At 69.7% G+C, this 26,326-nt stretch carries 19 protein-coding genes; 13 read left to right on the top strand and 6 right to left on the bottom strand.

The genetic code is table 11. The annotated features are described in order from the left end of the window. Window positions 1-53: 53 nt before the first annotated feature. Window positions 54-1,133: a methyltransferase domain-containing protein gene (locus ACYVK3_RS11790; RefSeq protein WP_460497511.1), complete on the bottom strand. Its 1,080-nt coding sequence runs from the start codon at window positions 1,131-1,133 to the stop codon at window positions 54-56. A gap of 312 nt (window positions 1,134-1,445) precedes the next feature. Here ACYVK3_RS11790 and ACYVK3_RS11785 point away from each other — a divergent pair, with 312 nt between their 5' ends. The 3 genes from ACYVK3_RS11785 (at window position 1,446) to ACYVK3_RS11775 (ending at window position 5,632) form a co-directional block, all read left to right on the top strand. Then, on the top strand, window positions 1,446-3,122 hold the full coding sequence (locus ACYVK3_RS11785; protein ID WP_460497581.1) for a DEAD/DEAH box helicase: 1,677 nt from the start codon (window positions 1,446-1,448) through the stop codon (window positions 3,120-3,122). Window positions 3,123-3,189: 67 nt separating this feature from the next. Next, on the top strand, window positions 3,190-4,428 hold the full coding sequence (gene manD / locus ACYVK3_RS11780; RefSeq protein WP_460497510.1) for a D-galactonate dehydratase family protein: 1,239 nt from the start codon (window positions 3,190-3,192) through the stop codon (window positions 4,426-4,428). Between the two features lie 184 nt (window positions 4,429-4,612). Then, a complete protein-coding gene (locus tag ACYVK3_RS11775) occupies window positions 4,613-5,632 on the top strand; it encodes an SDR family NAD(P)-dependent oxidoreductase (RefSeq protein ID WP_460497509.1) in 1,020 nt (339 codons plus the stop codon). 21 nt (window positions 5,633-5,653) lie between these two features. Here ACYVK3_RS11775 and ACYVK3_RS11770 read toward each other — a convergent pair whose 3' ends face one another. Continuing rightward, window positions 5,654-6,574: an NAD(P)-dependent oxidoreductase gene (locus tag ACYVK3_RS11770; RefSeq protein WP_460497508.1), complete on the bottom strand. Its 921-nt coding sequence runs from the start codon at window positions 6,572-6,574 to the stop codon at window positions 5,654-5,656. Continuing rightward, window positions 6,567-7,982, bottom strand: coding sequence for a pyridoxal phosphate-dependent decarboxylase family protein (locus ACYVK3_RS11765; RefSeq protein WP_460497507.1), 1,416 nt, complete (start codon window positions 7,980-7,982; stop codon window positions 6,567-6,569). Before ACYVK3_RS11765 ends, ACYVK3_RS11770 begins: the two co-directional genes overlap by 8 nt. Before the next feature lie 60 nt (window positions 7,983-8,042). On the opposite strand from ACYVK3_RS11765, the gene ACYVK3_RS11760 reads away from it, so the two are divergent. Together ACYVK3_RS11760 and ACYVK3_RS11755 are read left to right on the top strand one after the other, a co-directional pair. Then, window positions 8,043-9,503, top strand: coding sequence for an aminotransferase-like domain-containing protein (locus ACYVK3_RS11760; RefSeq protein WP_460497506.1), 1,461 nt, complete (start codon window positions 8,043-8,045; stop codon window positions 9,501-9,503). A 377-nt stretch (window positions 9,504-9,880) separates the two neighbouring features. Further along, window positions 9,881-10,837, top strand: a complete 957-nt coding sequence (locus ACYVK3_RS11755; protein ID WP_460497580.1) for an anti-sigma factor RsbA family regulatory protein — start codon at window positions 9,881-9,883, stop codon at window positions 10,835-10,837. A gap of 75 nt (window positions 10,838-10,912) precedes the next feature. Here the strand turns inward: ACYVK3_RS11755 and ACYVK3_RS11750 are convergent, their stop codons facing one another. Beyond that, on the bottom strand, window positions 10,913-13,630 hold the full coding sequence (locus ACYVK3_RS11750; RefSeq protein WP_460497579.1) for an exo-rhamnogalacturonan lyase family protein: 2,718 nt from the start codon (window positions 13,628-13,630) through the stop codon (window positions 10,913-10,915). A 487-nt stretch (window positions 13,631-14,117) separates the two neighbouring features. Here ACYVK3_RS11750 and ACYVK3_RS11745 point away from each other — a divergent pair, with 487 nt between their 5' ends. From ACYVK3_RS11745 to ACYVK3_RS11720, 6 genes are all read left to right on the top strand, one after another. Further along, window positions 14,118-16,307, top strand: a complete 2,190-nt coding sequence (locus ACYVK3_RS11745; protein ID WP_460497505.1) for a rhamnogalacturonan lyase family protein — start codon at window positions 14,118-14,120, stop codon at window positions 16,305-16,307. Between the two features lie 141 nt (window positions 16,308-16,448). Continuing rightward, a complete protein-coding gene (locus ACYVK3_RS11740) occupies window positions 16,449-18,143 on the top strand; it encodes a DUF2264 domain-containing protein (RefSeq protein ID WP_460497504.1) in 1,695 nt (564 codons plus the stop codon). A 401-nt stretch (window positions 18,144-18,544) separates the two neighbouring features. Then, the gene (locus ACYVK3_RS11735; protein WP_460497503.1) at window positions 18,545-19,834 is read left to right on the top strand and encodes an ABC transporter substrate-binding protein; all 1,290 of its coding nucleotides are present in this window, start codon (window positions 18,545-18,547) and stop codon (window positions 19,832-19,834) included. A gap of 11 nt (window positions 19,835-19,845) precedes the next feature. Beyond that, window positions 19,846-20,844, top strand: coding sequence for a carbohydrate ABC transporter permease (locus ACYVK3_RS11730; RefSeq protein ID WP_460497502.1), 999 nt, complete (start codon window positions 19,846-19,848; stop codon window positions 20,842-20,844). 118 nt (window positions 20,845-20,962) lie between these two features. Further along, window positions 20,963-21,853, top strand: coding sequence for a carbohydrate ABC transporter permease (locus ACYVK3_RS11725; RefSeq protein ID WP_460497501.1), 891 nt, complete (start codon window positions 20,963-20,965; stop codon window positions 21,851-21,853). Window positions 21,854-22,008: 155 nt separating this feature from the next. Further along, complete coding sequence (locus tag ACYVK3_RS11720) at window positions 22,009-23,079, top strand: LacI family DNA-binding transcriptional regulator (protein ID WP_460497500.1); 1,071 nt, start codon at window positions 22,009-22,011, stop codon at window positions 23,077-23,079. Between the two features lie 63 nt (window positions 23,080-23,142). Here ACYVK3_RS11720 and ACYVK3_RS11715 read toward each other — a convergent pair whose 3' ends face one another. Further along, window positions 23,143-23,376 (bottom strand): hypothetical protein, encoded by a 234-nt coding sequence (locus ACYVK3_RS11715; RefSeq protein ID WP_460497499.1) that lies wholly within the window; start codon window positions 23,374-23,376, stop codon window positions 23,143-23,145. Window positions 23,377-23,622: 246 nt separating this feature from the next. Here ACYVK3_RS11715 and ACYVK3_RS11710 point away from each other — a divergent pair, with 246 nt between their 5' ends. Beyond that, a complete protein-coding gene (locus ACYVK3_RS11710; protein ID WP_460497498.1) occupies window positions 23,623-25,098 on the top strand; it encodes an RICIN domain-containing protein in 1,476 nt (491 codons plus the stop codon). 16 nt (window positions 25,099-25,114) lie between these two features. Here ACYVK3_RS11710 and ACYVK3_RS11705 read toward each other — a convergent pair whose 3' ends face one another. Continuing rightward, on the bottom strand, window positions 25,115-25,717 hold the full coding sequence (locus tag ACYVK3_RS11705) for a class I SAM-dependent methyltransferase (RefSeq protein WP_460497497.1): 603 nt from the start codon (window positions 25,715-25,717) through the stop codon (window positions 25,115-25,117). A gap of 222 nt (window positions 25,718-25,939) precedes the next feature. Here ACYVK3_RS11705 and ACYVK3_RS11700 point away from each other — a divergent pair, with 222 nt between their 5' ends. Next, on the top strand, window positions 25,940-26,293 hold the full coding sequence (locus ACYVK3_RS11700) for a hypothetical protein (protein ID WP_460497496.1): 354 nt from the start codon (window positions 25,940-25,942) through the stop codon (window positions 26,291-26,293). Window positions 26,294-26,326 lie beyond the last annotated feature (33 nt).

The raw sequence follows: 26,326 nt of genomic DNA, 5'->3' as shown, positions 1-26,326 counted from the left end.
GCCCGGAGCCGAAGGCGAGGAGACCAGGCGGAGAGAAAGGGCCGTGCGTCGGTTCAAGGCCGGGCCACCACGATCACCGGGTGCTGCCCGGCCAGGCTCAGCTGACGGGTCTCGACGACGTTCCATCCGGATCGACCGGTGTCGAAGTGGTGCAACAGTTCCGGTGAGACCAGACACACCAGGCGTCCGTCCAATGCGATGACACGGCGCCATTCGGCCAGGAGCGCCGTGAAGGAACGCCGCGTCGCCACCTGGCGGCCCCACGCGGGATTGGTCACGATCCGGTCGATCGATCCGGTGGGGAACGGCAGACGTGCGGCGTCCGCCTCCCGCAAGGCGATGCCGGGCAGGTGCCGCGCGTTGCGTGCCGACGCCGCCAGCGCCGCCGGGTCGACGTCGCCGCCGATGAGGTGAGCGTGAGGCGCCGGTTCCCCGGCCTCGACGAGGATCGTTCCGGCGCCGCAGCAAGGGTCCAGGACCGTCATCGCCGATTCGATGCCGGCGAGCCGCGCCATCGCGGCCGCGACCGGCGGGTGGAGCGTGCCCGGGATCGATGCCGTCTTCCATGCCCGCCGGTGGAGCGGCGGGCGGCTGCCGCGCAGCCCGAGCAGGAGACCATCGGGGGACAGCACCGCCCGCCATTCGACGGCGTTCGCCGGAGGGCGGGCGCCGCCGCGCCGCGAGGCGAAACGGGCGCCGAGTCCCTCGGCCAGAACCGAGCCGATGACCGCCTCCAGGTCGTAGCGGTTGTAGGTGCGCCGCCCGCTGATGGACGCCGAGACGCAGACGACCGGGTCGGTGCGGTCGAGAAGTGCGCGCGCCGGCTCGGGGTCCGCGGTGCCGAGCCAGCCCCGCAGCCGTTCGAGGTCGGCCTTCGTAGAGCCGGGGTCTGGTGTCCGGGCCGCTTGCAGCAGGAGGTCGTCGACCGTGCGCGGTCGATCGAAGGCGAGCGCCTGCGGCGAGGCGAGCTGGAGCCGGCGTTTGCGAACGGACAGGACCCGGTGCCCGCGCTGGGCGAGTTCCTCGGCGGCGAGGCCTTCGAGTCCACGGACGGCGGTGGCGAAGAGCGGGCAGTGACGATCAGGTGATTCGGGCGCGAACGCGCCCACCGTCGAACGACGGTTCGGTGACATGACAAAGCTCCCGGTGAGCGACCTGGCACGGGGGACGGCCGCGCCACATCGCTAGCCGCGGGATTTCCCTCGGGTCGGCTAGCGGAGCGCTAGCTCAGTCGGAAGCATGTGTATGTCACGCGCACAGGCTACCGCAGCGACCCCAGACGATCAGACCGGCCGGGCATGACCGGAAGGCGATGCGGGTAACCGGTGAAGCCGAACCGCACGGTCGGCAGCAGTCGCTCGGCGACCTGTCCGGCCCGGCCCCGCGAGCGGGGCCTAGGCTCAACGCGCGGAAGCGCGAAACGTGATCGGAGGCCGGTGAACACCATGAACGCCGACGAAGCGGCGCCGGGCTTTGCCGAGCTCGGGCTGGGACCCAAGCTGCTGGGCGTCCTGTCCGACCTCGGATATGAGGAGCCGACGCCCATCCAGAGCGAGGCCATCCCCCCGCTCCTCGCGGGGCGCGACCTGCTCGGCCAAGCCGCGACCGGAACGGGCAAGACCGCCGCGTTCGCCCTGCCGCTGCTCGAGCGGATGCCCGCCGGCAGGGGAGAGGCCCAACCCGAAGCGCTGGTGCTGGTGCCCACGCGCGAACTGGCGATCCAGGTGTCCCAGGCGTTCCACCGCTACGGCAGGGAACTGGGCGCCCGAGTCCTGCCGATCTATGGCGGCCAACCGATCGGCCGCCAGTTGCAGGTGCTGCGCCGAGGCGTCGACGTGGTGGTCGCGACGCCCGGCCGCGCGCTCGACTACATCGAGCGCGGGAGCCTCCGCCTCGACGGCGTGTCGGCGGTGGTGCTCGACGAGGCCGACGAAATGCTCGACATGGGCTTCGCCGAGGACATCGAGGCGATCCTCGCCCGGACCAGCGAAGAGCGCCAGACCATGCTCTTCTCGGCGACCATGCCTTCGCGGCTCGACCGCATCGCCAGACGGCAGCTGCGCGACCCGGTGCGGATCGAGCTCGGCCGCGAGGCGGTCGCCGCCGAGCAGACGCCGCTGGTGCGGCAGAGCGGCTACATCGTCGCCCGCGCGCACAAGCCCGACGCCCTCGGCCGCGTGCTCGATGTGGAGGCGCCGGAGGCGGCGATCGTCTTCTGCCGCACGCGAGCGGAGGTGGAACAGCTGACCGAGACGCTGAACGGGCGCGGTCACCGGGCCGAGGCCCTGCACGGCGGCATGAGCCAGGAGCAGCGCGACCGCGTCATGAAGCGTGTGCGCGGCGGCGCCGCGGACCTGCTCATCGCCACCGACGTGGCCGCCCGCGGCCTCGACATCGAACACCTCACCCACGTGATCAACTACAACGTGCCCGCCGCGCCGGAGGCGTACGTGCACCGCATCGGCCGAGTCGGCCGCGCCGGCCGCGAGGGCGTGGCGATCACGCTCACCGAGCCGCGTGAGCATCGGATGCTCAAGGCGATCGAGCGGTTGACGAAGCGGCGCATCACCATCGAGAAAGTCCCCACGGTCACCGACCTGCGCGCGCGCCGACTCGAAATGACCCGGGCCGCGCTGCATGAAAGCCTCGTCACGGACGATCTCGACCGGTTCAGCGTGGTGGTCGAGGCGCTCACCGACGAGTTCGACGTCATGGACATCGCGCTCGCGGCGGTGAAGCTGGCGCATGAGGCCACCGGGGGCGACGTCGAGGAGCGGGAGATCCCCCAGATCGCCGAGCCGGCGGGGCGAGGGCCGCGCCGCGAGGGCGACCGCGGCGGCGATCGCCGTTCCCGCGCCGACGGCGAGACGACGCGGATCTTCCTCAACCTCGGGCGCGACGCCGGGGTCCGCCCGAAAGACCTGGTCGGCGCGATCGCCGGCGAGTCGCGGCTCAGCGGCCGCGACATCGGCGCGATCGAGATCGCCGACCGGTTCTCGCTCGTGGAGATACCCGAATCCTCCGCCGACGAGGTCATCGAGGCGCTGCGGCGCACCACGATCAAGGGCAAGCGGCCGACGGCGCGCCGCGAGCGGTACTCGGCCCCGCAGCGCCGCCGCTGAACCGGCCGAGCCGGCCCGCCGGACGCGCATCGGCACCCGCGAGGCCGCCATGGAATCCTGGGGCATCATGATCATCGACAAAGCCGAAGTCATCGTGACCAGCCCGGACCGGAACTTCGTGACGCTCAAGCTCACGACCGACGACGGTCTCACCGGGCTCGGCGACGCCACCTTGAACGGCCGGGAACTGGCCGTCGTCTCCTACCTCCGGGACCACGTGGTCCCGCTGATGCTCGGCCGGGACGCCCACCGCATCGAGGACACCTGGCAGTTCCTCTACCGCAGCGCCTACTGGCGGCGCGGGCCGGTGACGATGGCCGCGATCGCCGCGGTCGACATGGCGCTGTGGGACATCAAGGGCAAAGCCGCGCGCATGCCGGTGTTCCAGCTGCTCGGCGGCGCCTCCCGCAACGGCCTGCTCGCCTACGGGCACGCTTCGGGCAAGACCACCGAAGCGCTGTTCGACTCGATCCGCGACCACCAGGAGCAGGGCTTCCGGGCCATCCGCGTCCAGACCGGCGTCCCCGGCCTGAAGTCGATCTACGGCATCGCCTCGAACGCCACCTACGAGGCCAACGACGGCGTCCGGTACGACCACGAGCCCGCCCAGCGCGGCGCGATGCCCAATGAGGAGGACTGGGACACCCGCAGCTATCTGCGCCACGTGCCGACCGTCTTCGAAGCGGTCCGCTCCGAGTTCGGCCCCGAGCTGCCGCTGCTGCACGACGCCCACCACCGGCTCACCCCGATCCAGGCCGCGCAACTGGGCAGGTCGCTGGAGCCGTACGACCTGTTCTGGCTCGAAGACGTGACCCCGGCCGAGAATCAGGAGGCACTGCGGCTGGTCCGAAACCACACCACCACACCGCTCGCGATCGGGGAGATCTTCAACACCGTCTGGGACTACCAGCAGATCATCCGCGAACAGCTCATCGACTACGTGCGCAGCGCCGTCACCCACACCGGCGGCATCTCGCACCTGAAGAAGGTCCTGGACTACGCCGCGCAGTACCAGATCAAGTCCGGCATGCACGGGCCCACCGACATCTCGCCGGTCGGCATGGCCGCCGCGATGCATCTCGGGCTCGCGATCCACAACTTCGGCATCCAGGAGTACATGCGGCACGGCCCCAAGACCGACCAGGTCTTCCAGCAGTCCTTCACCTGGTCCGACGGCTACCTCCACCCCGGCGACCGGCCCGGCCTCGGCGTCGAGCTCGATGCCGACGAGGCGGGGAAGTACCCCTACGCGCAGGCATACCTGCCGTTCAACCGGCTGGCCGACGGAACGGTGCACGACTGGTAGACGCCGCGCCCACCGCGGGCCGGGACGCCATCGGCCGTCCGCCGCCGCGTTTCAGCATTCGCCACGTCCGAACCACTGGAACCAGATAGGTTCGGCCTCGCGGTGGACTTCGCGGTCGCATCGGCGGCGGCCGTCGAAGCGATCCTGCGCACCTGCCCGAAACGGCTCAAAAGGAGAGCAGCGCATGACCGACTCGCATCGCCCGCTCACGGCGCAGAGCACCATCGGCGCATGGCTGGAGCATCCCGAAGGGGCCCCCTTGATCCGAGGGCTGCTTGAGCGGACAGGCGCAGACGAGGAGACGCTCGCACCCGTCCGCACGCTGCCCCTGCAGCAGCTCGTGACCCTCAGCCAGGGCAAACTGTCGCAATCGTCGGTCGACGACATGGTCATGCGGGCCAACGGGGGCGTCGTCCCCGAGGAGCGGACCGACTCGGGGCAGTGGGCCGAGACCATCGCGCCCGGGCGGTTCGACGGGAAGACGGTGATCGTCACCGGCGCCGCATCCGGCATCGGCCGCGCGGCCGCATCGCGGATCGCACGAGAAGGCGGCCACGTGGTCGCCGCCGACGTCTCGACCGAGCGGCTCGACGAGTTCGCCGCCTCGATCCCCGGCGGCACCGTCACGGCGGTCGCCGGCGACATCACCGCTCAGGACGACGTCGACCGGATCGTCGCCGCCGCCGGCGACCGCATCGACGCGCTCGCGAACGTCGCCGGGGTCAACGACGACTTCTCGCCCGCCCACGAGACCTCGGACGACATGTGGGACCGGGTCATCGCGATCAACCTCACCGGCGGCTTCAAACTGAGCCGCGCGGTCCTGCCGACGATGATGGCCGCCGGGAAAGGCTCGATCGTCAATGTCGCCTCGGAGGCGGCACTCCGCGGCGGCGCCTCGGGCACCGCCTACACGGTCTCGAAACACGGCGTGGTCGGTCTGACGCGGTCGACGGCCTTCATGTACGGCCCCCACGGCATCCGGGTCAACGCGGTCGCACCGGGAGGCGTGGCGACGGGCATCCCGATGCCCGCCCGGGTCTCGGAGACCGGCTCGGCCCGGCTCGGGCCGTTCCAGCGGGCGATCCCGAGCCTCGCCACCGCCGAACAGCTGGCCGCCTCCATCACCTTCCTGCTCAGCGACGACGGCGTCAACGTCAACGGCGCCGTACTGCCGTCCGACGGCGGCTGGTCGGTGCAATAGGACCGGCGGCCGCGCAGCACCTCAAGCCGTGGTACCGCGACGCCATCGATCGAGCGCGGCGATGGCCCGTCCGACCGCGATCATGTCCCGCTCACCGTGGCCGAGATCCGCCGCCTGCCGGTAGAGCTCCCGGCACAGGCTCACCAGGGGAACCGCCGTGCCGGTGCCGGCGGCGGCCTCGTCGATGAGGACGCTGTTCTTGTGCACGTCGGCGATGGCCGCCTGCGGCGTGAAGTCACCGTCGACCAGTTTCGCCGTCTTGCCGCGCGAGAGCGGCGACGACATCGGCCCGGCGTCGAGCACGTCGCGCAGCACCTGCGGGTCGACGCCGCTGGCCTCGGCGAAATGGAACGTCTCGGCCAGCCCGGTCGCCGTCGTTATCAGGAATACGTTGACGGCGAGTTTCGTCGTCAGCGCACTCGGCACCGCGCCGCAGACGAAGTGCCGTCCGCACATCGCCTCGACGATCGGGAGCACCTCGGTGATCGCGCCCTCGTCCCCGGCGAGCATCGCCACGAGGGTGCCCTCTTCGGCCGGTCCGCGCGAGCCCGACACGGGCGCCTCGACATACGAGCCGCCCGCGGCGGAGACCGCTGCCGCGAGCTCGGCGGCATAACCGGGGCTGAACGTTCCCATCTGCACGATCCTGCGGTCGCGGACGAGCGACTCGAAACCGGGCCGGTGCCGGTCCAGGACCGCGTCGACGGCCGCCTCGTCCGCCAACATCAGCACGACGGTTCCGCACCGCGAGAACACCTCGCCCGCGGTCGCCGCGACCGCGGCACCCGCGGCCTCGAGGCCCTCGCAGCGCGAGCGCGTGCGGTTCCACACCACCAGATCGAAGCCGGCCCGCGCCAGATTGAGCGCCATGGGCCGGCCCATGATCCCCAGTCCGATGAAACCGACCGGTCCATCCGGCCGCACAGTGGTCGCCTCAGCCATTGGCGCTCCCGCTGCCGTCGCCGACCGCGCCCCTCCAGCACCGCACGATGGCGTCGGCCGAGGCGGCGATGTCGTCGGCGCTGGTCGAGGCGTCGGAGACGCTGATGCGCATGGCGTGGCGGCCCTGCCAGACGGTGCCTCCGGCCCAGCAGGTCCGGTCGGCCTGGACGGCGTCGATCACCGCGTCGGTGGTCGCATCGTCGTCGAACTGCACGAGGACCTGATTGAGCACCTGCGGGGCCAGGAGCCGCGCTCCCGCCGCTTCGAGCAGCCGCGCCATCTGCTCGGCGTGGCCGCAGCACCGGTCGACCAGCTCGGCGACGCCCGTGCGGCCCAGACTCGTCAGGATCGCCCACAGCTCGGCCCCGCGGGCGCGCTGGGACATCTGCAGACCCAGATGCGCCCCGGCGCGTTCGGCATCGCTCGCCAGGTAGGCGGCGCTGAAGGACATCGCCCGCCGTAGGTCCGCCTGGTCGCGGCAGACCGCGATCCCCGAATCGTAGGAGGTGTTCAACCATTTGTGCGCGTCGGTGGCCCACGAATCGGCCAGCTCCACGCCGTCGACGAGGTGCCGACGCGCCTCGGAGGCGCCGGCCCACAATCCGAAGGCGCCGTCGACGTGCACCCAGCCGCCCTCGCGGTGGACCATCGGGACGAGCTCGCGGAACGGATCGCTGTGGCCGGTGTTCACATTCCCCGCCTGGAGCAGCACGAGCGTCAGACCGTCGACGGGCCCGAAGCGGTCGACCAGCACCCGTCCGCACTCGTCGGTGGGCGCCGACTCGATCTGGTCCGTGCCGATGCCGGCGGCGCGCAGCGCCTTCGCCACCGAAGCGTGGATCTCCGCCGAGGCGACCACCCGCACCGGCGGCGCTCCGGACAGGCCGCGCTCGGCGACGTTCCATCCGGCGCGGTGCAGCAGCGCGTCGCGGGCGGCGATGAGGCACGTGAGGTTCGCGACCGAGGCACCGGAGCAGAAGGTGGCGATCGCCGTGTCCGGCAGCCCCAGCAGTTCGAGGCACCAGCGGGCGGCGAGCTCGTCGAGCAGGGCCGCGACCGGCGACATGACCGGCAGTGCGACGTTCTGGTCCCAGGCGCTCAGGAGCACCGCCGCCGCCGACGCGGCCGGGTCGGTCCCACCGGTGACGAAACCGAAGTACCGGCCGCCGGTGGAGGCCACGGTGGCAGGCGATCCGAGGTCGTCGAGCATCGCCACGACCTCGTGCGCGCCCACCCCCTTGTCGCCGAGGTCGCGCGGAAAGCGATCGAGGCCCCTCAGCGCCTCCTCGCTCGGGAACACGCCGCGCCCGGGGCTCGAAGCGACGTACGCGGCGGCTCGACGCGAGGCTTCCAGGATGAGCTCGGCCTTCTCTGTGTGCTGTTCGCTGCCATGGGATTGGGACGACATGGACCCAGTCTAGAAAACTGGCCCTAGAAAACAAGGGCCAGTTCATGAGAAAGTGGCACCATGTCCGATCGACCCGCCCATCTGAGCGTCCGGCACCTGACGGCCCGGCTCTACGGCTGGCAGGACGGGCCGGGGCCGCGCTACATGCGGCTCGCGGCGGCGCTGCGCGAGCTCGTCGACACCGGCGCGCTCACCCAGGGGACGCGCCTGCCGTCCGAACGCGCCCTCGCCGCCGCGCTCGAAGTCTCACGCAACACCGTCACCGCCGCCTACCGCCAGCTCCGCGACGCCGGATGGCTCATCGGACGGCGAGGCGCGGCGCCCCAGGTGGGCGCGGCCACCCACCTGAGCGGCGGCGACACCGCCTCCGCCGATCCGCTCGCCGATCTGTTCGGCGACGGACCGCGCCCCCGGCTCGACCTGACGATCGCCAGTCCGCCTCCGGCGCCGGCCGTCCTCGCCGCGCTCGCCCAGCTTCCCGACCTCATGCCCGAGACCGCCTGCTCGGAGGGCGGCTTCTACCCGGCGGGGCATCCGGTGCTGCTCGATGCGATCGCGCACAAGCTCCGCGGCGACGGCATCGACGCGCACCCCGAGGAAATCGTGGTCACCGGCGGCGCCCAGCAGGCCCTCGCCCTCGTCGCCGAGGCCCTGCACCGCCCGCGCCGCCCGGTCGCGATCGAGGCCGCGACCTTCCCCGGACTCATCGACGCGATCCGCCGCCGCGGTCGGCAACGGCTCGTCACCCTCCCGGTCGATGACGACGGCCTGCGGGCCGACGCGGCGGCACGCCTCATACGCGCGACGGCACCGGCCGCCGCCTACCTGACCTCATACCAGAACCCCACCGGCCGCTCGATCAGCGCCCGAGGCAAGGAGGCACTGCTCGAAGCGGCGGCGGCGTCGAGAACACCCATCGTGGAGGACCGCGCGCTCGCCGACCTCCCGCTCGACGGCGAGGCCGCTCCGGCGCCGTTGGCCGCACTGTCGACCGATGCGGCGGTCACCACCATCGGCAGCGTCTCAAAAGTGCTCTGGGGCGGCCTCAGGATCGGCTGGGTCCACACCAATCGGACGCTCGCGGCGCATCTGCGCACCCGCCGCCGCGCGCTCGACCTCGGCAGCCCCGCGCCGATGCAGTTCGCCGCGGCCTGGCTGCTCCAGCACCACTACGACGACGCCCGGGCCTGGCGAGTCCAAGGCCTGCGGACGTCGCTGGCCGCGCTGCTGGACGCGATCGCGGCCGCCGGTCTCGACTGGCGGTATCAGCGGCCCGCGGGCGGCCCGAGTCTGTGGATCCGGCTGCCGCAGGCCACCGCCCGAGCCTTCGCCGAGCGCGCCGCCCGCGACGGCGTGCCCGTCGCGGCCGGCAACGCGTTCACCGCCGCCCCCGGGACGGCGGCCGACCGGATCCGCATCCCGTTCTACCTGCCGCCCGGCGACCTGGACGCCGCGATCGCCACCCTCGCCGGGACTTGGCGCCGACACCGACAGGCCGGCCCCCACTCCTCGACGCGCTGATCGGAGTCGGTCTGGCGCGAGCCCCGGCGCGGAGTCTCGGTCGTGATGGCGCGCGAACGGTACGAACACCACATGAATCGGTGCTCCGACGTCGAACGGGCACTGGGCCCATCGGATCGGACGGACGCGACCGTCGAGGTCACCGAGCCGCGATCTGACGAGTGCGGTAGGGGCGCGCAGCGAGGTAGATTTGATGCCCACCGGCCGAGACCGTCGATGTCCAGGGGCCACTATCCTGGTGAACATCGAGAGACCGCTCACGAGGGGACACCGGATCCGAGTGCTGCAATGCGCCTCGCTTCTGCGGCGACCGAACAGGTCCCGTGGCGAGAAAGCGTCCATGAGACCATGCTCGAAGGAGCCGCGCGATGTCCGCTATGCCTACGCCTGACACGAACGACCCGTTCCTTCACCCGGCGTTGTTCTATTCGGGTTCGCAGGAATTCCTGGCCGGCACGATGCCCTTCATCGACGAGGCGCTGAGCAAGGACGAACCGCTCGCGGTCGCCGTGCCGAAAGCCAATCTGGAACTGCTGCGAAAAGCCTTGGGATCCAGTGCCGAACGGGTGCTCATGATCGACATGGCCGACGCCGGCGCGAACCCGGGACGGATCATCCCCGGTGTGCTGCGCGCGTTCGCCGACGCTCATGCCGACCGCCATGTGCGGATCATCGGCGAGCCGATCTGGCGGGGACGCAGCGACACCGAGTATCCGGCCTGCGCCCAGCACGAGGCACTGATCAACTACGCCTTCACCGGCCGTTCGGTGACCATCATGTGCCCCTATGACGAGGACGGCCTCGATCCGCACATGATCGCCGATGCCAGCAAGACCCATCCCTTCCTCGTCGACCGCACCGGAACCCGGCGCAGCGAGCAATACGATCCGGACCGCGTCATCGCCGGGTACAACGAACCGCTGCCCCGTCCGCCGCGAACGGCCATCGAGCGTGACGTCGAAGCCGCCACGCTCGACAACGCCCGCTGGTTCCTCACCTCGTACGGCCGGACGGTCGGTCTGTCGGCGAGTCAGCTGGTCGACTTGGAGATTGCCGTCACCGAACTGATCACGAACAGCATCAGCCACGGCGGCGGCAGCGGCACGCTGCGCGTCTGGACCGATGCCGGACAGCTGGCCTGTGAGATCAGCGACGCGGGGCACATCACCGACCCGCTGGTCGGACGGCGCCCGGCCAGCGAGGGCCAGCTCCGCGGCCGTGGCCTGCTGCTGGTCAATCAGGTCGTCGATCTCGTCCGCATGCACACCGGCCGACTGGGCACCACCGTGCGGATCTACCTGCGTCTGCCCGGCCGCGACCTGCAGGCCGGATGAGGACGATCGGACGCCTTCGGGCGCGCTGAGCGCCCGTCGGCGGGAGCGCACCTGAGCCACTCCCGCCGACTGTGCTCACTCCTCGGGCACGTGGTCCCCCGCCAGGTGCAGGATCTGGATCGCGGCCTGGCCGTACTGGGCGATCTCATTGGTGGCGACGCCGTACCAGTCGGTCGGGTTGAGCGTGTCGGCCACCGGCTGCGACTCCTTCGGCCACTCGGTTCGGATCTCCCAGGACTTGGTCGGGTTCAAGAAGCGGTGCCAGGCCCGCTCGGCCTGGGAATCGTCGCCGCTGCGGGAGTAGACGAAGGCGTTGGCGCGGGCATAGGCGTAGAGGAAGAGGTCGGCGAACCGGCCGCCGAACTCGGCCTCCTGCTCCTCCCGTGTGGCGGTGTAGAAGCGGGCGTACCGCAGCCACTCGTCCTCGAACGCGGGCATGTCGATCTGCCCGATCAGCTCGGCGCAGATCTCGATCCGGCCGAACGCGTTGGCGAGATTGCTGCGCTCGACCGCGGGCTCCTCGGCGATGTGGAACCTGCCGGTGTCCATGTCGTACAGGCCCCCGCCCTGCGCGACGCCATTGGGCTGGGCGGCGATGGTCTCCATGGTGCCCAGGACCTTGTCCCGGCAGAACTCCCAGTCCGGGCCGCGGCGCTCCCATTCGGTGACCCAGGCGGCGACCAAGGCGGACCAGTCGGTGCCGAAGCCGATGCTGAGCGCGTTGCGATCGGGCGTGTACGGTTCCTCGCGGATCTTCCGGATCGGGTCGAGCACGAGGAAGGTCTCCTCGCTCCCCGCGAGCAAGTGGAGCATGTCGCCGGTGCGCTCGTCGGCGGTGAGGTAGTAGTAGTACCTGCGGTAGTTGGCGTTGGAGATGCGGACCTGCTTGGCGGAGTCGCCCCAGTGCTGGACGCCGTGGCGGGTTCCCAGACCGGCCCATTCGCCCAGGTGGTAGGTGTTGACCTCGCTGGTCTTGCGGGTCATGGCCTCGGCGAAGCGGAAGACGTCGGCCCGGTTGGTGTGCAGGTAGTACTGCCACAGCCACATGTCCGGCGAGATCTCGGAGTTGTCCCAGGCGTAGCCGCCGACGTCGTAGCGCCAGACCCTCCGGTCGCCGTCCTGGGAGTGCATGACGTCGCCGTAGTCCCAGAACCCGTACCAGTGCCGCTGGTCTTGCTGGAGACGGTAGTAGTCGAAGTAGAAGTCGAGGCCGTCCTCGACGGTCTCCTTGACCGGGTGGGATCGGTCGACGGGTCCGAAGAGCCCGCCGAAGGCGCCGACCGCGCTCATGTGCTCGGTCGGTGCGATCACCTGCGGTTGGGCGCGGACGGTGTCGGCCATGTGCCCGAGCCGCTCGTGGGACGGGGTGGCGTCGGTGACCCAGAACTGCAGCTCGCTGGTCCGGGCGACGCCGTAGGGTGTGCCGAAGCCGGGCTCGTAGTCCTCGTAGGTGACCTCGAGGGCGTCGAGCTGCTGCTCGTAGGTGTCCTGGCCCATGCCGTCGTGGTAGAACCTGGTGTCCATCGGCTGGGCCTCGGGCGACCACATCCAGACGGTGACGGTGGCCTTGTCGGTGTGGGCGTCGCGGATGTCGAGCCCGGTGGGGTGGCGCTGCCAGAAGTCCTTCATGCCGAAGCCGAAGCCGCCGGAGACGCCGCCGATGTAGCCGAAACCGGAGGCGCGCCGGCCCTGGTCGACCGGAACCCAGGCGTGGCCGGCCTTGGTGCGCTTCTTGATCGCGTAGCCTTCGCTGTTGAGCTGCGCGAGCGAGTAGTCGCCCCAGGCGGGGATCCAGTGGAGGCGGCTGGTGACCCGTTGGTCCCAGGTCGCGGGGTCGGGCAGTGCCCGGCCGGCTGTCTGGGCTTGGCGGACGTCCTCGCCGGGGTCGCGGCGCAGGCCGGTGATGCCTTTGACGGCCTCGGTCAGTTGGCCGTGGCCTTCGCCGACGAAGCGGACGTGCCGGTCGTACAGTTCGTCGGTCAAGGCGACCTTGAAGCGGACGCCGAGGCCGGCGATGAACGCCTCCGATCCGTCGGAGTCGTAGAAGAAGGTGTGCACCATGCGGAAGGACTCGCCGCCGGAGTAGAAGTACAGGCGGACGGTGAACGGGAGCCAGGAGGTGTCCTTGCCTCCGGTCTTGCGGTGGTGGCCGTCGACGCGGATCACGACCCTGACCGGGCCGTCCTGCTCGACGGCGGCCTCGGTGATCTCGCTGATGTAGCGGTCGCGGCTGACCGATCCGGTCTCGGGGTCGGGGGCCTCGTCCTGGGTGATGTTGACCAGGTGCCCGTCCCTGACGATCATGCGGTCGCCGCGCTTGATGTGCTTGATGAGGTTCGTGCCCTTGGTGTTGATGCGGGCGGTGATGACGCCGGTGTTGACGTCGATGTGGTTGCCGGCCTCGGAGACCGCGATCGGGAGGGCGGGGGAGGAGGGCTCGCCGGCGGCGAGGGTGAAGGTCTCGGCCTTGGCCGCGGGGCCGATGGCGTGGGCGGTCCACTTCAGCGAGCCGTCCGGCCAGTAGGCGAGCGGCCAGGTCTGGACCGGGACGGCGGCGCCGTCGTCGGCGGTGAGTTCGAACTGCTGGTCGGTGGCGAACGTGCCTTGGCCCCAGGGGACGCCCCAGGTCGAGCCGGGGGACTCCGCCGGTGGTCCCTCGAGCCAGGACAGTTCGACCGCGTCGGGGCCGCCGTCGTCGTCGCCGGAGGTCTGGGCGTGAGCGGGGGAGGAGTCGATGAACGCGGCGGCCGCGGCGACCCCGGCGCCGGTGGCGAGCACGCTGCGGCGGCTCATGCCGCCCGAGGGTTCGTCAAGGGGCGGGGCCTGTTCGCGGTTGAGCGAAGGGTCGGACATGAAGCCTCCAAGGGGCACCGGCGACATCGCCGGTTAAATCGTTTTAACTTTCAGCGGCTTCAATATAGCGATCGGTCGATCGGTAGTCAACCGATGCGCTCCGGCTTCCGTGTTCCACGGCGGCGCGCACCGTGGTGCGCTCGGTGCGGCAAAACCGTTGCGTCGAAGCGTTGCTTGCCGCACATCTGCAAGCGATTCTCGGAGAAGGCACTGGTATCTGCTGGTGAACGGGCTATTGCCATGTACATTCTTCTATGTTTAAATATGTCGAACCATGCGCTCAGTCGTGTTCGAACCCGAGAGCGCCTTCACCTCCAACGTCCGCGGCACCAGGCCCCCGCGGAACGAACCGGGGTTCGAACGTTGCAGATCATCGTCCAGCAAGATCGTTGGGAGCAAAGTGAAAACGTTTACTAGATTCTGGGCTGTGACGGCCGCGCTCGCGGTGGCAGCCGCGACCGCGTGGGTCGTCGCGCCCCTCGCACAAGCACAGCAGTCCCGGTACGAGGCGGAGGCCTCCCCCGCCGTCTGCCACGGCGCGACCGCATCGAACCACTCCGGCTACTCCGCAGACGGCTTCTGCGACACTCCGAACGAGGTCGGTGCCGCGGTCGAGTTCACCGTGGAGTCGCCGGACTCCGGCACCGCCACGCTGGGATTCCGGTACGCCAACGCCGACGGCGACAACCGGCCGGCGAACGTCGAGGTCAACGGCGCGCAGGCGCGCTCCGCCCTCGCCTTCCCGAGCACCGGCGCGTGGAACCGCTGGGAGACCGTGACCGTGACGGTCCCGGTGCGGCAGGGCGACAACACCGTCCGCCTCGCGGCGACCACCGGGGACGGCCTCGCGAACATCGACGCCCTCGACATCGAGATGGGCGGCTCGCCGCAGCAGGGCGTCCGGCCGATGGAAGACCTCGGCCGCGGCGTCGTCGCCGTGCGCTCCAGCGGCAGCGAGGTCCTTGTCAGCTGGCGGCTGCTCGGACTCGACCCCGAAGGCATCGGCTTCAACGTCCACCGCTCCACCGGCGGCGGCTCGTGGGAGCGGATCAACGGCGGCGTCGTGACCGGGGCGACCAACTTCGTCGACGGCGGCGCCGACCTCTCGAAGTCCAACAGCTACCGGGTCGTGCCGGTGGTCGACGGCCGCGAGCAGGCGCCGAGCGGCGAGTTCACACTACGTGCGAACCACGCCGAGGAACCGGTGGTCCGAGTGCCGCTGCGCGACGGCGGCGCGGTCAAGTTCGTCTGGGTCGGCGACCTCGACGGCGACGGCGAGTACGACTACGTCATCGACCGCCAGACCTCCCCGCAGAGCATCGAGGCCTACACGAGCGACGGCCGCTTCCTCTGGGAGGTCGACATGGGGCCGAACAGCACGAACCAGAACAACATCGAGGGCGGATCGTCCACGATCGACGTCGGCCACAACGACGGCGTCACCGTCTACGACTTCGACAGCGACGGCCGCGCTGAGGTGGCGGTTCGCATCGCGGACGGCGTCACGTTCGGCGATGGCCAGAGCTTCCAGCACGACAACGACACCGAGCAGTTCATCGCCATCCTCGACGGGCGGACCGGCGCGCTCAGGGACGCGGCGCGGGTGCCGACCGACTACCTCTCCGACGGGCCGATGTACGCCCGGTTCGGAGTCGGCTACCTCGACGGCGTCACCCCGAGCCTGGTCGCCTACATGAAGAACCGGATCGGCGACGGCGGGTTCAACCTCATGATGACCGCCTGGAACTTCGACGGCGGCGAGGTCTCGATGCAGTGGAAGTGGCTGCGCGGCGATCAGAACACCCCCGACGGGCACAACACCCGGGTGATCGACGTCGACGGCGACGGCAAGGACGAGGTCGTGGAGATCGGATTCGTCCTCAACGGCGACGGCACGCTGCGCTACTCGCTCGGCGACCAGGGCATCATCCACGGCGACCGCTTCCACATCGCCGACATGGACCCGGACCGGCCGGGACTGGAAGGCTACGGAGTCCAGCAGAACCACCCCGGCGGGCTGCGCGAGTACTACTACGACGCCGCCACCGGCCGGATGATCTGGCAGCATGTGCTCGGCGGCACCAGCGATGTCGGCCGCGGCATGGCCGGCGACATCGACCCCCGCCATCCCGGCATGGAGGTCTGGTCGTTCGACGGACTCTACAACGCGCCCGCGAACACGCTCACCGAGCCGAACGCCGGGCTCCAGCCCTGGCCGCAGCTCGGCCTGTGGTGGGACGGCGACATCACCATGGAGCTGCTCAACAGCGGCAAGATCGAGAAGTGGGACCCGGCCAACCCGACCCCGACCAACAGCGTGCCGCGGCTCGAGAGCACTTGGAACTACGGCGCGGTGACCGCCGCCCAGGGCGGCCCCACCCTCGTCGGCGACCTGTTCGGCGACTGGCGCGAGGAGGCCGTCTACACCAACGCGGACTTCAACGAGCTGATCGTCTTCACCACCGACCGGCCGAGCGAGATCGGGCTGTACACCCTGGCGCACAACCCCGCCTACCGGAACGCCATGACGTTCAAGGGGTACATGCAGTCGCACCACGTCGACTACTTCCTCGGCGCGGGCATGGACACGCCCTCCAGGCCGGACATCGCCTACTGACCGGCCCCGCCGAAGCGACACGAGGCCGTGGAAGCACCGCCGAACACGAAGGCCCCGCCCGCCGGCCGCACGCCGGCGGGCGGGGCCGCGCGGCCTCCCGCGAGTTGCCGCCCGGGCTCGGCATTGATAACGTGTGCCATTGTGACTTCTCCACTTAAAACGTTTAAACCCCTCGAACAGACCCACGCCGGGTGGAGCGACGCCGCCGTGGCGTTCGCGCGCCCCGCCGCCGAACTGGCGGCCGAAGGCCCGGCGGCGATGCCGGTGACCATGTCGAACCACTCGCACGCCGAGAACTGGTTCGAGCTGCTCACCCGCCCGCTGTGGGGCCTGGCCGCCGCCGCTCGCACCGTGCCGGGCGACCTCTGGGCCACGCTGGCCGAGACGATCGCCCGGGCGGTGGACCCCGACGACGCCTGGTACGTCGGCGACCACACCCACGCCAACCAGCGCTGCGTGGAAGCCGCCGCCCTCGGCTGGGCCTTGGCGACGGCCCCCGAAAAGCTCTGGAGCCCCCTGGACCCGAAGGCCCGGGACCACCTCGTCGCCTGGCTCCGCGCCGCCTACGCCACGGGCGTGGTCGACAACAACTGGCACTACTTCCCGGTGTTCGTCGGCCACGGCCTCGACCGGATCGGCGTCGACCGCGACCGGTCGGTCGCCGAAGCGCACCTGGAGCGCATCGGCGATCTCCTGCTCGATGGAAGCGTTTTCGAGGACGGTCCGGGCGGTCGCGTCGATTACTACAACCCCTTCGCCTTCCACACCTACGCGCTCCTGCACTACAAGCTGGGCGGCGACGACCGGTATGTGCGGCCGGCCGCCGCGTTCTCCCGCCGGTTCCGCTCCTGGTTCGCCGCCGACGGCGCCGCCGTCCCCTACGGCCGCAGCATGGGTTACCGCTTCGCGCAGGGATCGCTGTGGGGCGCGCTGGCCGCCGCCGACGTCGAGGCCGTGCCGTGGGGCGAGGCCGCCGGCTTCGCGCGCCGCCACCTCGAGTGGTGGTGGGACAAGCCGATCCTCGATCCCGAGGGCCGCCTGACCATCGGCTACGGCTATCCGAACAACTCGCTGGTGGAGCAGTATCTCACGGCGGGATCGCCCTGGTGGGCCATGAAGGTCTTCGTCGGTCTGCTGGCCGAACCCGAACATCCCTTCTGGACGGACGACGCCACCGTCCCGGGCCCCGGCATCGAATCGCACCCGGCCGCGCGAGCGGTCCATGTCCGCGACCGCGGCGGACACGTGACCAGGCTGAACGGGCAGGCGTGGCGCGCGAAGATGCGCGGTGGCCGGCACACCTACGGCAAGTTCGCCTATTCGAGCCTCGCCGGGTTCGCGCACGCGGCCGACGGAGCCGGTCTGGCATCGGCGGGACTGGACGGCACGTTGGCGCTCTCGGAGGACGGCCTCCACTGGCGGAGTCGAGAGGAGTCCGAGGACGGTTCGATCGATGAGAACGGCGTGCTCACCGTGGCGTGGCGGCCATGGGACGACGTCGCCGTCACGACCTCTTTGGAGGCCACGGTCGACGGCTGGCACACCCGCGTCCATGTGATCGAGACCGATCGGCGGCTCCACACCGGCGAGGGCGGCTGGTGCGTTCCCGGTTCGGGATCGAGCGGTGACGTCGGCGAGTCAAGGGCGCAGGTGAGCAGCCGGGGACTGCGCAGCGTCATCATCGACGGCGCCGGGACGCGGACGGCGGAACTGATCTCGCCGATGCCCGGGACGCACCTGTACTGGCCCGATACGGTGCTCCCGGTCCTGCGGGGCGTCATCGAACCGGGCCGCCATGTCCTTGAATCACAGATATATATCGGCAACGAGTCATAAGCCACAGGGGCGTCCGACCCGGAACCGAAGCGGCTCAAAAGGAAACAGGGTCGCCTGGCGCGCGTCCGCGACGGGTCCTGGAAACGTTGCGGAACGGCGCTTGACAGCGTTGGAAAGCGCGTTCTATGGTATCGAAATCGATTGTTAAAACGATTTAAACACCCCGATGTACGAGTCGCCCGCCCGAGCAGATCCCCGGGCCGGCGGCTGAGAAGACCGAGTTCGACCGCCAAGGCGGCAAGCCGCCGGACGGGGTGCCTGATCCGCCCGACCGACACCTCCTCCGAACCGCGGCGTCGCCGGACGCGAGCCGCCATTCCTCGGCCGAGGCCGAGGGTCAAACCGCATAGATCCGAAGGCCCGCGCGAGCGGGACCCCTCACACAAAGGAGTGCGTCAACGATGATCCGCTACCCCATGCGCCGCCGGAGCCTGCTCACCGGCGCGGCCGCCGCCGCGACGCTCGGGGCCACCGCCGCCTGCGGCGACGACGGCCCGGCCGGCACCGCCGACGACCCGGTCACCATCACTTTCGAATGGTGGGGCGACGAGGTCCGCGCCGAACTCACCCAGCAGGCGATCGATCTGTTCGAGCAGCAGAACGAGGGCATCAAGGTCCAGCCCAACTTCTACGACTACGCCTCGCTGTGGGAGAGCCTGACCGGCCGCATGGCCTCGCGAGACCTCCCCGACGTCTTCCAGATGGACTACCCGCGCCTGCGCCAGTTCGCGGAGAACGGGATGCTGCTGCCCCTGGACGATCTGCTCGACACGTCCGCCTTCCGCGACCAGGCACTGCTCGATCCCGGCCGGTTGAACGACGAACTCCTCGCCGTCCCGGTGGCCGCCAACACCGCCGGCCTGATCTATCGAGCCGACTGGTGGGAGGACAACGGCATCCCGGCGCCCGAGGTGGGCCACAGCTGGCAGGACTACATGGACACCATCGCCACCCTCAAGCCCGCGCTCGGCGAGAACGCCTGGGCGGCGGAGGACTGGGCCCGCTCGTACCTGTACATGGAGATGTGGCTGCACCAGCAGGGGCACACCTTCTACTCCGAAGACCTCGCCGGACTCGGGTTCACCAAGGACCAGTTGATCGAGTACTGGAGCATGCCCGCCGACCTCATCGCGGACGACTGCATCCCCACGGCCGCCAAGATGGCCGAGTTCACCGACGGCATGGCCGAGGGCGCGATCGGCTCGATGCTGCGGTGGGACAGCGCGCTGTCCGGCTTCGCCCCGGCCGTGGAGGACATCGGCGGGGAACTGCGGCTCGCACCCCCGCCCTCCATCTCGCCCGACAATCTCGGCATCTACCTCAAGCCGTCGATGCAGCTGGTCATCGGGGCCAACTCGGAGCATCCCGAAGCGGCCGCCAAGTTCGTCGACTTCTTCCTGAACGATCCGGAGGGCGTGGCCGTCCTCGGCACCAACCGCGGCATCCCGTCCACCAAGGCCGGATTGGAGCACGTCGAGCTCGACGCGTACGCCCAGGCGATCCTCGATTACGAGGAGAGCGTCAAGGACCACATCAGCCCGGCGCCGCCGGTGCCGCCCGCCGCCGCCGGCGGGGTCGAGGCCAAATACATGGAGCTCTACGAGCAGGTCCAGTACGGCGAGATGGACTACGCCGAGGCCGCCGATCTGTTCTTCACCGAGGCCGAGACGCTGTTCGCCGCAGAGCAGTGACGACGACAAGGATGCATGCAGTGTCAGCTTCTCCTTCCACCGCCGCGCCGCCTGCGGCGGGCGAGGCCGGAGCACCGCCGACACGCGGGAGTCGGGGAGCGGCCAAGCGCCGCGCCCCGGCCTCCCGCGCGGGTGAGCGGCTCGCCGGCTATACGTTCATGCTCCCGTGGATCATCGGTTCGCTGGTGTTCACCATCGGGCCGATGCTCTGGTCGCTGTACCTGTCCTTCACCGACTACCACCTGCTCAGGGGCGGTGGCTGGATAGGCCTGGACAACTACACCGCGATGTTCGACGATCCGATGTTCGGCCGGGCGGTCAAGGTCACGCTGCTGTACGTGGTGCTGGCCGTGCCGATCAAACTGATCGCCTCCTTGGCCGTGGCGATGCTGCTGACGCAGCGGCGTCGCGGCATCGGGTTCTACCGGGCGTCGTTCTACATGCCGTCGCTGATCGCGATGAGCGTCGGTATCGCGATCGTGTGGAAGGCGCTGTTCGCCTCCAACGGCCCGCAGGACCGGTTCATGAGCCTGTTCGGCTGGGAAGGCGGGGGCTTCGTCGGGAACCCCTCGGTGTCGATACTGATGCTGGTGCTGCTGAGCGTGTGGACGTTCGGCGCGCCGATGGTGATCTTCATGGCCGGCCTGATGCAGGTGCCCGGGGAGCTGTACGAGGCCGCCGAAGTCGACGGGGCGGGGAAGTGGCACCGGTTCGTGCACATCACCATCCCGATGCTCTCGCCGGTGATCTTCTTCAACGTGCTGATGGAAACGGTGGGGGCCTTCCAACTGTTCGGACCGGCCTACATCATCGGCGGCGAGGCCGGCGGGCCGGCGTGGTCGACGCTGTTCTACACCGTCCGCATCTATTCGCTGGCGTTCATCGACCTGCGCATGGGCTACGCCTCGGCGTGGGCCTGGATGCTCGTCCTCGCGGTCGGCGTGGTCACGTTGATCATGTTCCGGGCGGCCAAGAACCTCGTCTACTACGCGGGGGACGACAACCGATGACCCACGTCTTGAAGCGCCCGTCCGTCCCCGATCCCGATCTGTCCACGAGGGCGTCGCGCGTTGGGCGCGCCGAGCCGGCGCGCGGCGCTCGCCCGTCACCGAACCGGAGCGTCCGCTGATGAGTACCGTGAAAACCGCCGCGGGCCGGATCGTCGAGCGCCGCCGGCGCCCGGCCGGCGCTCGCGTGAAGTCGGCCGTTTGGCACGCCTCGCTGCTGCTCGTCCTGGCCGTGGTCCTGTACCCGGTGCTCTGGGTGGTGACCGCGTCGGTGAAGGACAACGCGGACATCATCACCGACGTCTCCCTGATCCCGTCATCGGCGACGTGGGACCATTTCGCGTCCGCGTTCGACGGGCTGGCGGGGGTGCCGCTGTGGCGGTTCTTCTGGAACTCCACCCTCATCGCGGGGCTGTCGGTGCTCGGGATCGTGCTGTCGTGCTCGATCACCGCCTACGCCCTGGGGCGGCTGCTGTTCCCCGGCCGCAGGGCGATGTTCGGCGTCGTGATCGGGACGCTGCTGCTGCCCGGCCAGGTCATGCTCATCCCGCAGTACCTGATCTTCTCCGAACTCGACGTGGTCAATACGATCTTCCCGCTGGTGGTCGCCAAGTTCCTGGCCTTGGACGCGTTCTTCGTGTTCATGTACGTCCAGTTCCTGCGCGGCATCCCCCGAGAGCTCGATCAGGCGGCGAAGATCGACGGGGCGGGGCACTTCCGGGTGTTCTTCTCGATCATCCTGCCGCTGCTGCGCCCGGCGATCGTGACCTCTTCGATCTTCACGTTCATCTGGTCGTGGAACGACTTCATGGGTCCGCTGATCTACCTGCACGAGATCGAGAAGTTCCCGCTGCCGCGCCTGCTCCAGTCGTACGAGAACACCGAGGCGGTCTCGAACTACGGCGGCATGATGGCGATGACGCTCCTGTCGCTGATCCCGGTGGTGCTGTTCTTCCTGATCTTCCAGAAGTTCCTCATCAAGGGCATCGCGACGTCGGGTGTCAAGGGGTAGACGACGAGCGCTCCAGGCGGCGGGAGAACCGTTCCGGCGACCGGGGCGCTCACGCGCGTGCTCCCGACCTCGCCCCACGCTCGACGGTCCTTCGTCGACGGGTAATCTCTGTTTCTGTAACCGTTATAGTGGCGTTTTAACCAAGGGTGGGTGCTGTGGCGCGGAAACCGGGCGAGTCCGCGAGCGGGACGCGCCATACCACCATCCGCGAGGTCGCCAAGCGGGCAGGGGTCTCCGTCGCCACCGTCTCCCGCATCCTGTCCGGCACCTATCCCGCCTCCCCGGCCACGCGCAGCCGCGTCATGAAGGCCGTGGAGGAGCTGGACTACGTCGCCAACGTCCACGCGCGGGCGCTCGTCGGCAACACTCGCAAGAGCATCGCCATCATCGTCAACTCGGTGATCTCACCCCACTACGCCCACGTGGCGCAGGGCGTCCAGACCCAGACCGCCGCCGATAACCGGCTATGCCAGATCGGCACGACGGGCGGGGACGCCGAGCGGGAGCTGGAGATGGTGCAGTTCATGCGCGAGCAGCACCCGGAAGCGGTCATCCTGGTCGGCAACGTGGCGGCCGACGAGGCCTACAAATCACGGATGAGCCGGTACGCGCACGCGCTGGCGGCCATCGGTTCGCGGCTGGTGCTGTGCGGCCGGCCGCCGCTGGGGCCCGACGTGCCGGCGGTGGTGGTGGAGTGCGACTACACCGGCGGTTCGTTCGCCGCCACCAGCCACCTGCTCTCCGCGGGCCACCGGCGGATTCTGTTCCTCGGACGCCGACCGGGCTACACCACCGCCGAGGCCAGGATCACCGGCTACCGCAACGCCTTGAGCGCGCACGGCGTGGAGCACGACCCGGGCCTGGAGGTCGACGGCACCTTCGAGCGGCACGAGGGCTACCGGATGATGCGTGAACGGCTCGCGTCCGGAGCGCCCGACTTCACCGCCCTGTTCGCGTGCAACGACCAGATCGCCGCCGGTGCCCGCCAAGCACTGCTCGAACACGGGCTGCGTGTCCCCGACGACATCTCGATGGTGGGCTTCGACGACCTGCCTCCGGCGATGGACATCGATCTGACCACCGTCTACCAGCCGCACGAGGAGCTCGGGCGCACCGCCGTGCGGCTCGCTCTCGAACACGCGAAGCACGGCGGCCCGCCGCCGCACACCGTCCTCGGCACCCACCTGGTGGTCCGCGGTTCGGTGCGGCCCATCGTGTCCCAGTAGCCCAAGCCGGGGCGGGCGGGCCTGTCGGTTCGCCCGCCCCGGAAGTTCGATCGCTTCGGCCGCCTACTCGCCGCCGCGTTGGTGCCCGAGGTCGTCGAGGGTCTCCTGGCCCTGGTCCTTCGCGTTGTCGAAGGTCTCCCGGCCCTGGTCCGTGGCGTTCTCGGCGGCTTCGGTCGCCTGATCGCCGATATTCGCCTCCTTGGCCTGATCGAGCAGCCCTTCGGCCTTCGCCTTCGCCTCCTCGGCGACACCGGAGAACCGGTCCTTCAACTCATTGAACTTGTCTGCCAAGCCCATGGCGTACCCCTTCTCGGATTGGTATGTCCAACTATAGGGGTTCGCGCCGGTCATGGGGATTCGCGAACACTGAGCAACATTGTCGGTGGATCGTCCCGTCTCGTGCGCTCCGGATCGGATCTGCGGGATCGCTTTTTAGATCCATTAGACGAAGGGCCTTCACAAAGCGAGTTCGATATGGAAATATCGAAGTTAATCGATGTCAAGCTCCCATGCGTGCACAGCTGCACGAGATTGGTCAACGCCATGGGCACCACTCGCCGCCGCAAGCCACCGCAACCGCGTCCCCTCCGCCGCCTCCTGGTCAGCGTCCTGAGCGTCCTCGTGCTCATCCCCGTCGTCGTCCTGGCCGGCGCGTCGCCGGCCAGCGCGGACACCAGTCGGTTCAGGGGCGTGAACTGGGCCGTGAACGGCGACAACTTCGTCGAAGGCCTCCTCGTCCTCGACGGGCTCAGCCAGAGCGACGGCTACGCGACCGTCCGCGCCAAGGCCGACGACGTCTACGCCGGATTCGAGGACCACCTCGACGCCAACACCGTCCGGCTGCCCATCAACACCCACACGGTCGGCTCGTCGTGGTGGAACGCCTACCGCGGCACCATCGACGCCGCGACCGCCCGCGGCTTCAAAGTCATCCTCGCCTACTGGGAGGACGGCGCCGCCTCCGGCGGACGCGTCACGAACGTGGGCGCCTTCAACTCGATGTGGGACACCGTGGTCGCCCAGTACGGCTCCAACGGTCTGGTCCACTTCGAGCCGATGAACGAGCCCCACGGCTACGGCACCACCGAGTGGACGGATCTCGCGGCCGACTGGGTCGATGCGCACTCCTGGGTGCCGCGCGGCCGAATCCTCATCGGCGGCACCGGCTACAGCCAGGATGTCAGGCCGGTCTGCGCCGACGCCCGCCTCGACGGGACTCTGTTGTCCTATCACCACTACGCCTTCTTCTACGGCGAGAAGGACTACGCCGGCTGGGTCCAGAGCTTCCGGGAGCGTCTGGGGGAGTGCGCCTCCCGTGCGGTGGTGACCGAGTTCGGCGCCCAGATGGACTTCGGCCTCGACTACCACGACGCCGGCAGCGCCGACAACTTCGTCCGGTACTTCCGCGCGGTCACCGAATCCATGCGGGACCTCGACATGGGAGGCACCTACTGGCCCGCGCTCGGCGGCAAGATCAGCGAATACGGCTATGACCGGTATTCGATGTTCTCGCTCCAGGGCAGCGGCACCGATCTGTCGTTGAGCGTCCGCAACAGCACCGGCCTCGACCGCCTCCTCTACGGATGGGGCGACGACGTGGGCACCGGCGGCCAGGTCTCCGACATCGTGAGCCGGCACTCCGGCAAGTGCGTCGACGTGGTGAGCGCTTCGACCGACGACGGAGCCGAGATCATTCAGTGGGACTGCCACGGCGGACTCAACCAGCAGTGGCGGCTTCGGGACGTCGGCGGCGGCTACCACGAGATCGTCTCACAGGCGTCCGGGAAGTGCCTCGACATCGACGCCGCCTCGACGGCCGATAACGCCAGGGTCATCCAGTGGTCGTGCAACGGCGGGACCAACCAGCAGTGGGAACTGCGCGACACCGGCGGATACACCGAGATCGTCGCACGCCACTCGGGGAAGTGCCTTGACGTCATCGACTCCTCGACCGCGAACGGCACCCGGCTGCAGCAGTACGACTGCGACGGCGGCGCCGACCAGCAATGGATCCTGTAATTCCGGGACAGTGTCCTCAAGTGAGGCGTTCGGCCCGCAGGACGGTGTCGTGGGCGTGCTCCGTGCCCGGCGGTGGCGGAGCGGTTCGCGGGCGCGTCTGGTCGACGTGGACGATCCAGCCGTCATCGAGGAGTCCAGCGATGTCGCTCGGGCGGTAGTAGTCGTCCGGCCGGTAACGGGCGCGGCTTTCGGCGGACATGTCGGCGGGGTCGTGGCCCGCGTACAACAGGGTGCCGCCGGGCGCGACGGCGTCCAGCAGGCCACGGAGCGCGGCATGGTCGGGCTGCGTCGGCAGCGGGAAGTACTGGGCGGTGACGAGGTCGAACGCGCCGGCCGGGGGAGGGGTCGCCGTCAGGTCGGCGCGTGTCCAAGTCACGCGATCGGCGACGTCCGCGCCGGCGGCGGCACCACGGCGCAGCGCGATCCGGGAGATGTCGACGGCGGTGACGCGCCAGCCGCGCCGCGCCAGCCAGAGCGCGTCCCCGCCTTCACCGCATCCGACGTCGAGCGCACGCCCCGGTGGCATGCCGGCGATCTCGGTGACGAGCACCCCGTTGGGTTCGCCGCTGAAAAGCCGGTCACGGCCGGCGTACTTCTCGTCCCAGTACTGTGCGTCCATCGGTCCTCTCTCCGTCGTCATGGCCTGGGCGCGGCCCCCCCGGACCCCGCCGCCACCAGCCTGCGCGCGCAACGGGCTCGACGGCAAACTTCTTGCTGAAACCGCAAACAGGAGCGCCTCCCGAGGAGTGCGGCAGGCGGTCACCGCGCGTCGCACCATGCGCAGCGGCGGGCCCTTCATCGGCTACGGTGGTGACGAATCCCGACGAATGGAGCACCGCTCATGGCACGACGCGCGCTCGCCGCTCTCGTTCTCGCGCTCGGCGCCGCCGTCGCGCTCACCGCGTGCGGCGAGGACGAGCTGCCCACCGATGTGCCTTCGGTGCCCGACTTCGAGGAGTCCCTGGAGGAGCTCGCGCCCGAGCTCCCCACCGACTTCCCCTCCGACATCGCGGAGATCGCACCCGACATCGATCCGACCGAGGTCCTCCGGAACGCCGACGAGATCTGCCGGAAGATCGAAGAGGGCCAGGAGGCCGAGGAGCTCGCCCGTGACGCCGCGGAACTCTTCGGGGTCGAGGAATCCGAGGGCGCCCGGCTGGTCGACGCCATCGAGCCCAACTGCGACGCCGTGTAGACCAATTGCGGACGGGCCCGGCCGAGCCGTCGT

This window comes from Glycomyces tarimensis, assembly GCF_054776215.1.
The sequence above is the reverse complement of the archived record's forward strand: the minus strand, read 5'-3'. Positions and strand labels throughout refer to the sequence as shown.

Bases quoted from the DNA above. Each gene is read 5' to 3' on its own strand.
- ACYVK3_RS11790 (WP_460497511.1), bottom strand. From the start codon at position 1,133: ATGTCACCGAACCGTCGTTCGACGGTGGGCGCGTTCGCGCCCGAATCA.
- ACYVK3_RS11785 (WP_460497581.1), top strand. From the start codon at position 1,446: ATGAACGCCGACGAAGCGGCGCCGGGCTTTGCCGAGCTCGGGCTGGGA.
- manD (WP_460497510.1), top strand. From the start codon at position 3,190: ATGATCATCGACAAAGCCGAAGTCATCGTGACCAGCCCGGACCGGAAC.
- ACYVK3_RS11775 (WP_460497509.1), top strand. From the start codon at position 4,613: ATGACCGACTCGCATCGCCCGCTCACGGCGCAGAGCACCATCGGCGCA.
- ACYVK3_RS11770 (WP_460497508.1), bottom strand. From the start codon at position 6,574: ATGGCTGAGGCGACCACTGTGCGGCCGGATGGACCGGTCGGTTTCATC.
- ACYVK3_RS11765 (WP_460497507.1), bottom strand. From the start codon at position 7,982: ATGTCGTCCCAATCCCATGGCAGCGAACAGCACACAGAGAAGGCCGAG.
- ACYVK3_RS11760 (WP_460497506.1), top strand. From the start codon at position 8,043: ATGTCCGATCGACCCGCCCATCTGAGCGTCCGGCACCTGACGGCCCGG.
- ACYVK3_RS11755 (WP_460497580.1), top strand. From the start codon at position 9,881: ATGCCTACGCCTGACACGAACGACCCGTTCCTTCACCCGGCGTTGTTC.
- ACYVK3_RS11750 (WP_460497579.1), bottom strand. From the start codon at position 13,630: ATGAGCCGCCGCAGCGTGCTCGCCACCGGCGCCGGGGTCGCCGCGGCC.
- ACYVK3_RS11735 (WP_460497503.1), top strand. From the start codon at position 18,545: ATGATCCGCTACCCCATGCGCCGCCGGAGCCTGCTCACCGGCGCGGCC.
- ACYVK3_RS11730 (WP_460497502.1), top strand. From the start codon at position 19,846: ATGCATGCAGTGTCAGCTTCTCCTTCCACCGCCGCGCCGCCTGCGGCG.
- ACYVK3_RS11725 (WP_460497501.1), top strand. From the start codon at position 20,963: ATGAGTACCGTGAAAACCGCCGCGGGCCGGATCGTCGAGCGCCGCCGG.
- ACYVK3_RS11715 (WP_460497499.1), bottom strand. From the start codon at position 23,376: ATGGGCTTGGCAGACAAGTTCAATGAGTTGAAGGACCGGTTCTCCGGT.
- ACYVK3_RS11710 (WP_460497498.1), top strand. From the start codon at position 23,623: ATGGGCACCACTCGCCGCCGCAAGCCACCGCAACCGCGTCCCCTCCGC.
- ACYVK3_RS11705 (WP_460497497.1), bottom strand. From the start codon at position 25,717: ATGGACGCACAGTACTGGGACGAGAAGTACGCCGGCCGTGACCGGCTT.
- ACYVK3_RS11700 (WP_460497496.1), top strand. From the start codon at position 25,940: ATGGCACGACGCGCGCTCGCCGCTCTCGTTCTCGCGCTCGGCGCCGCC.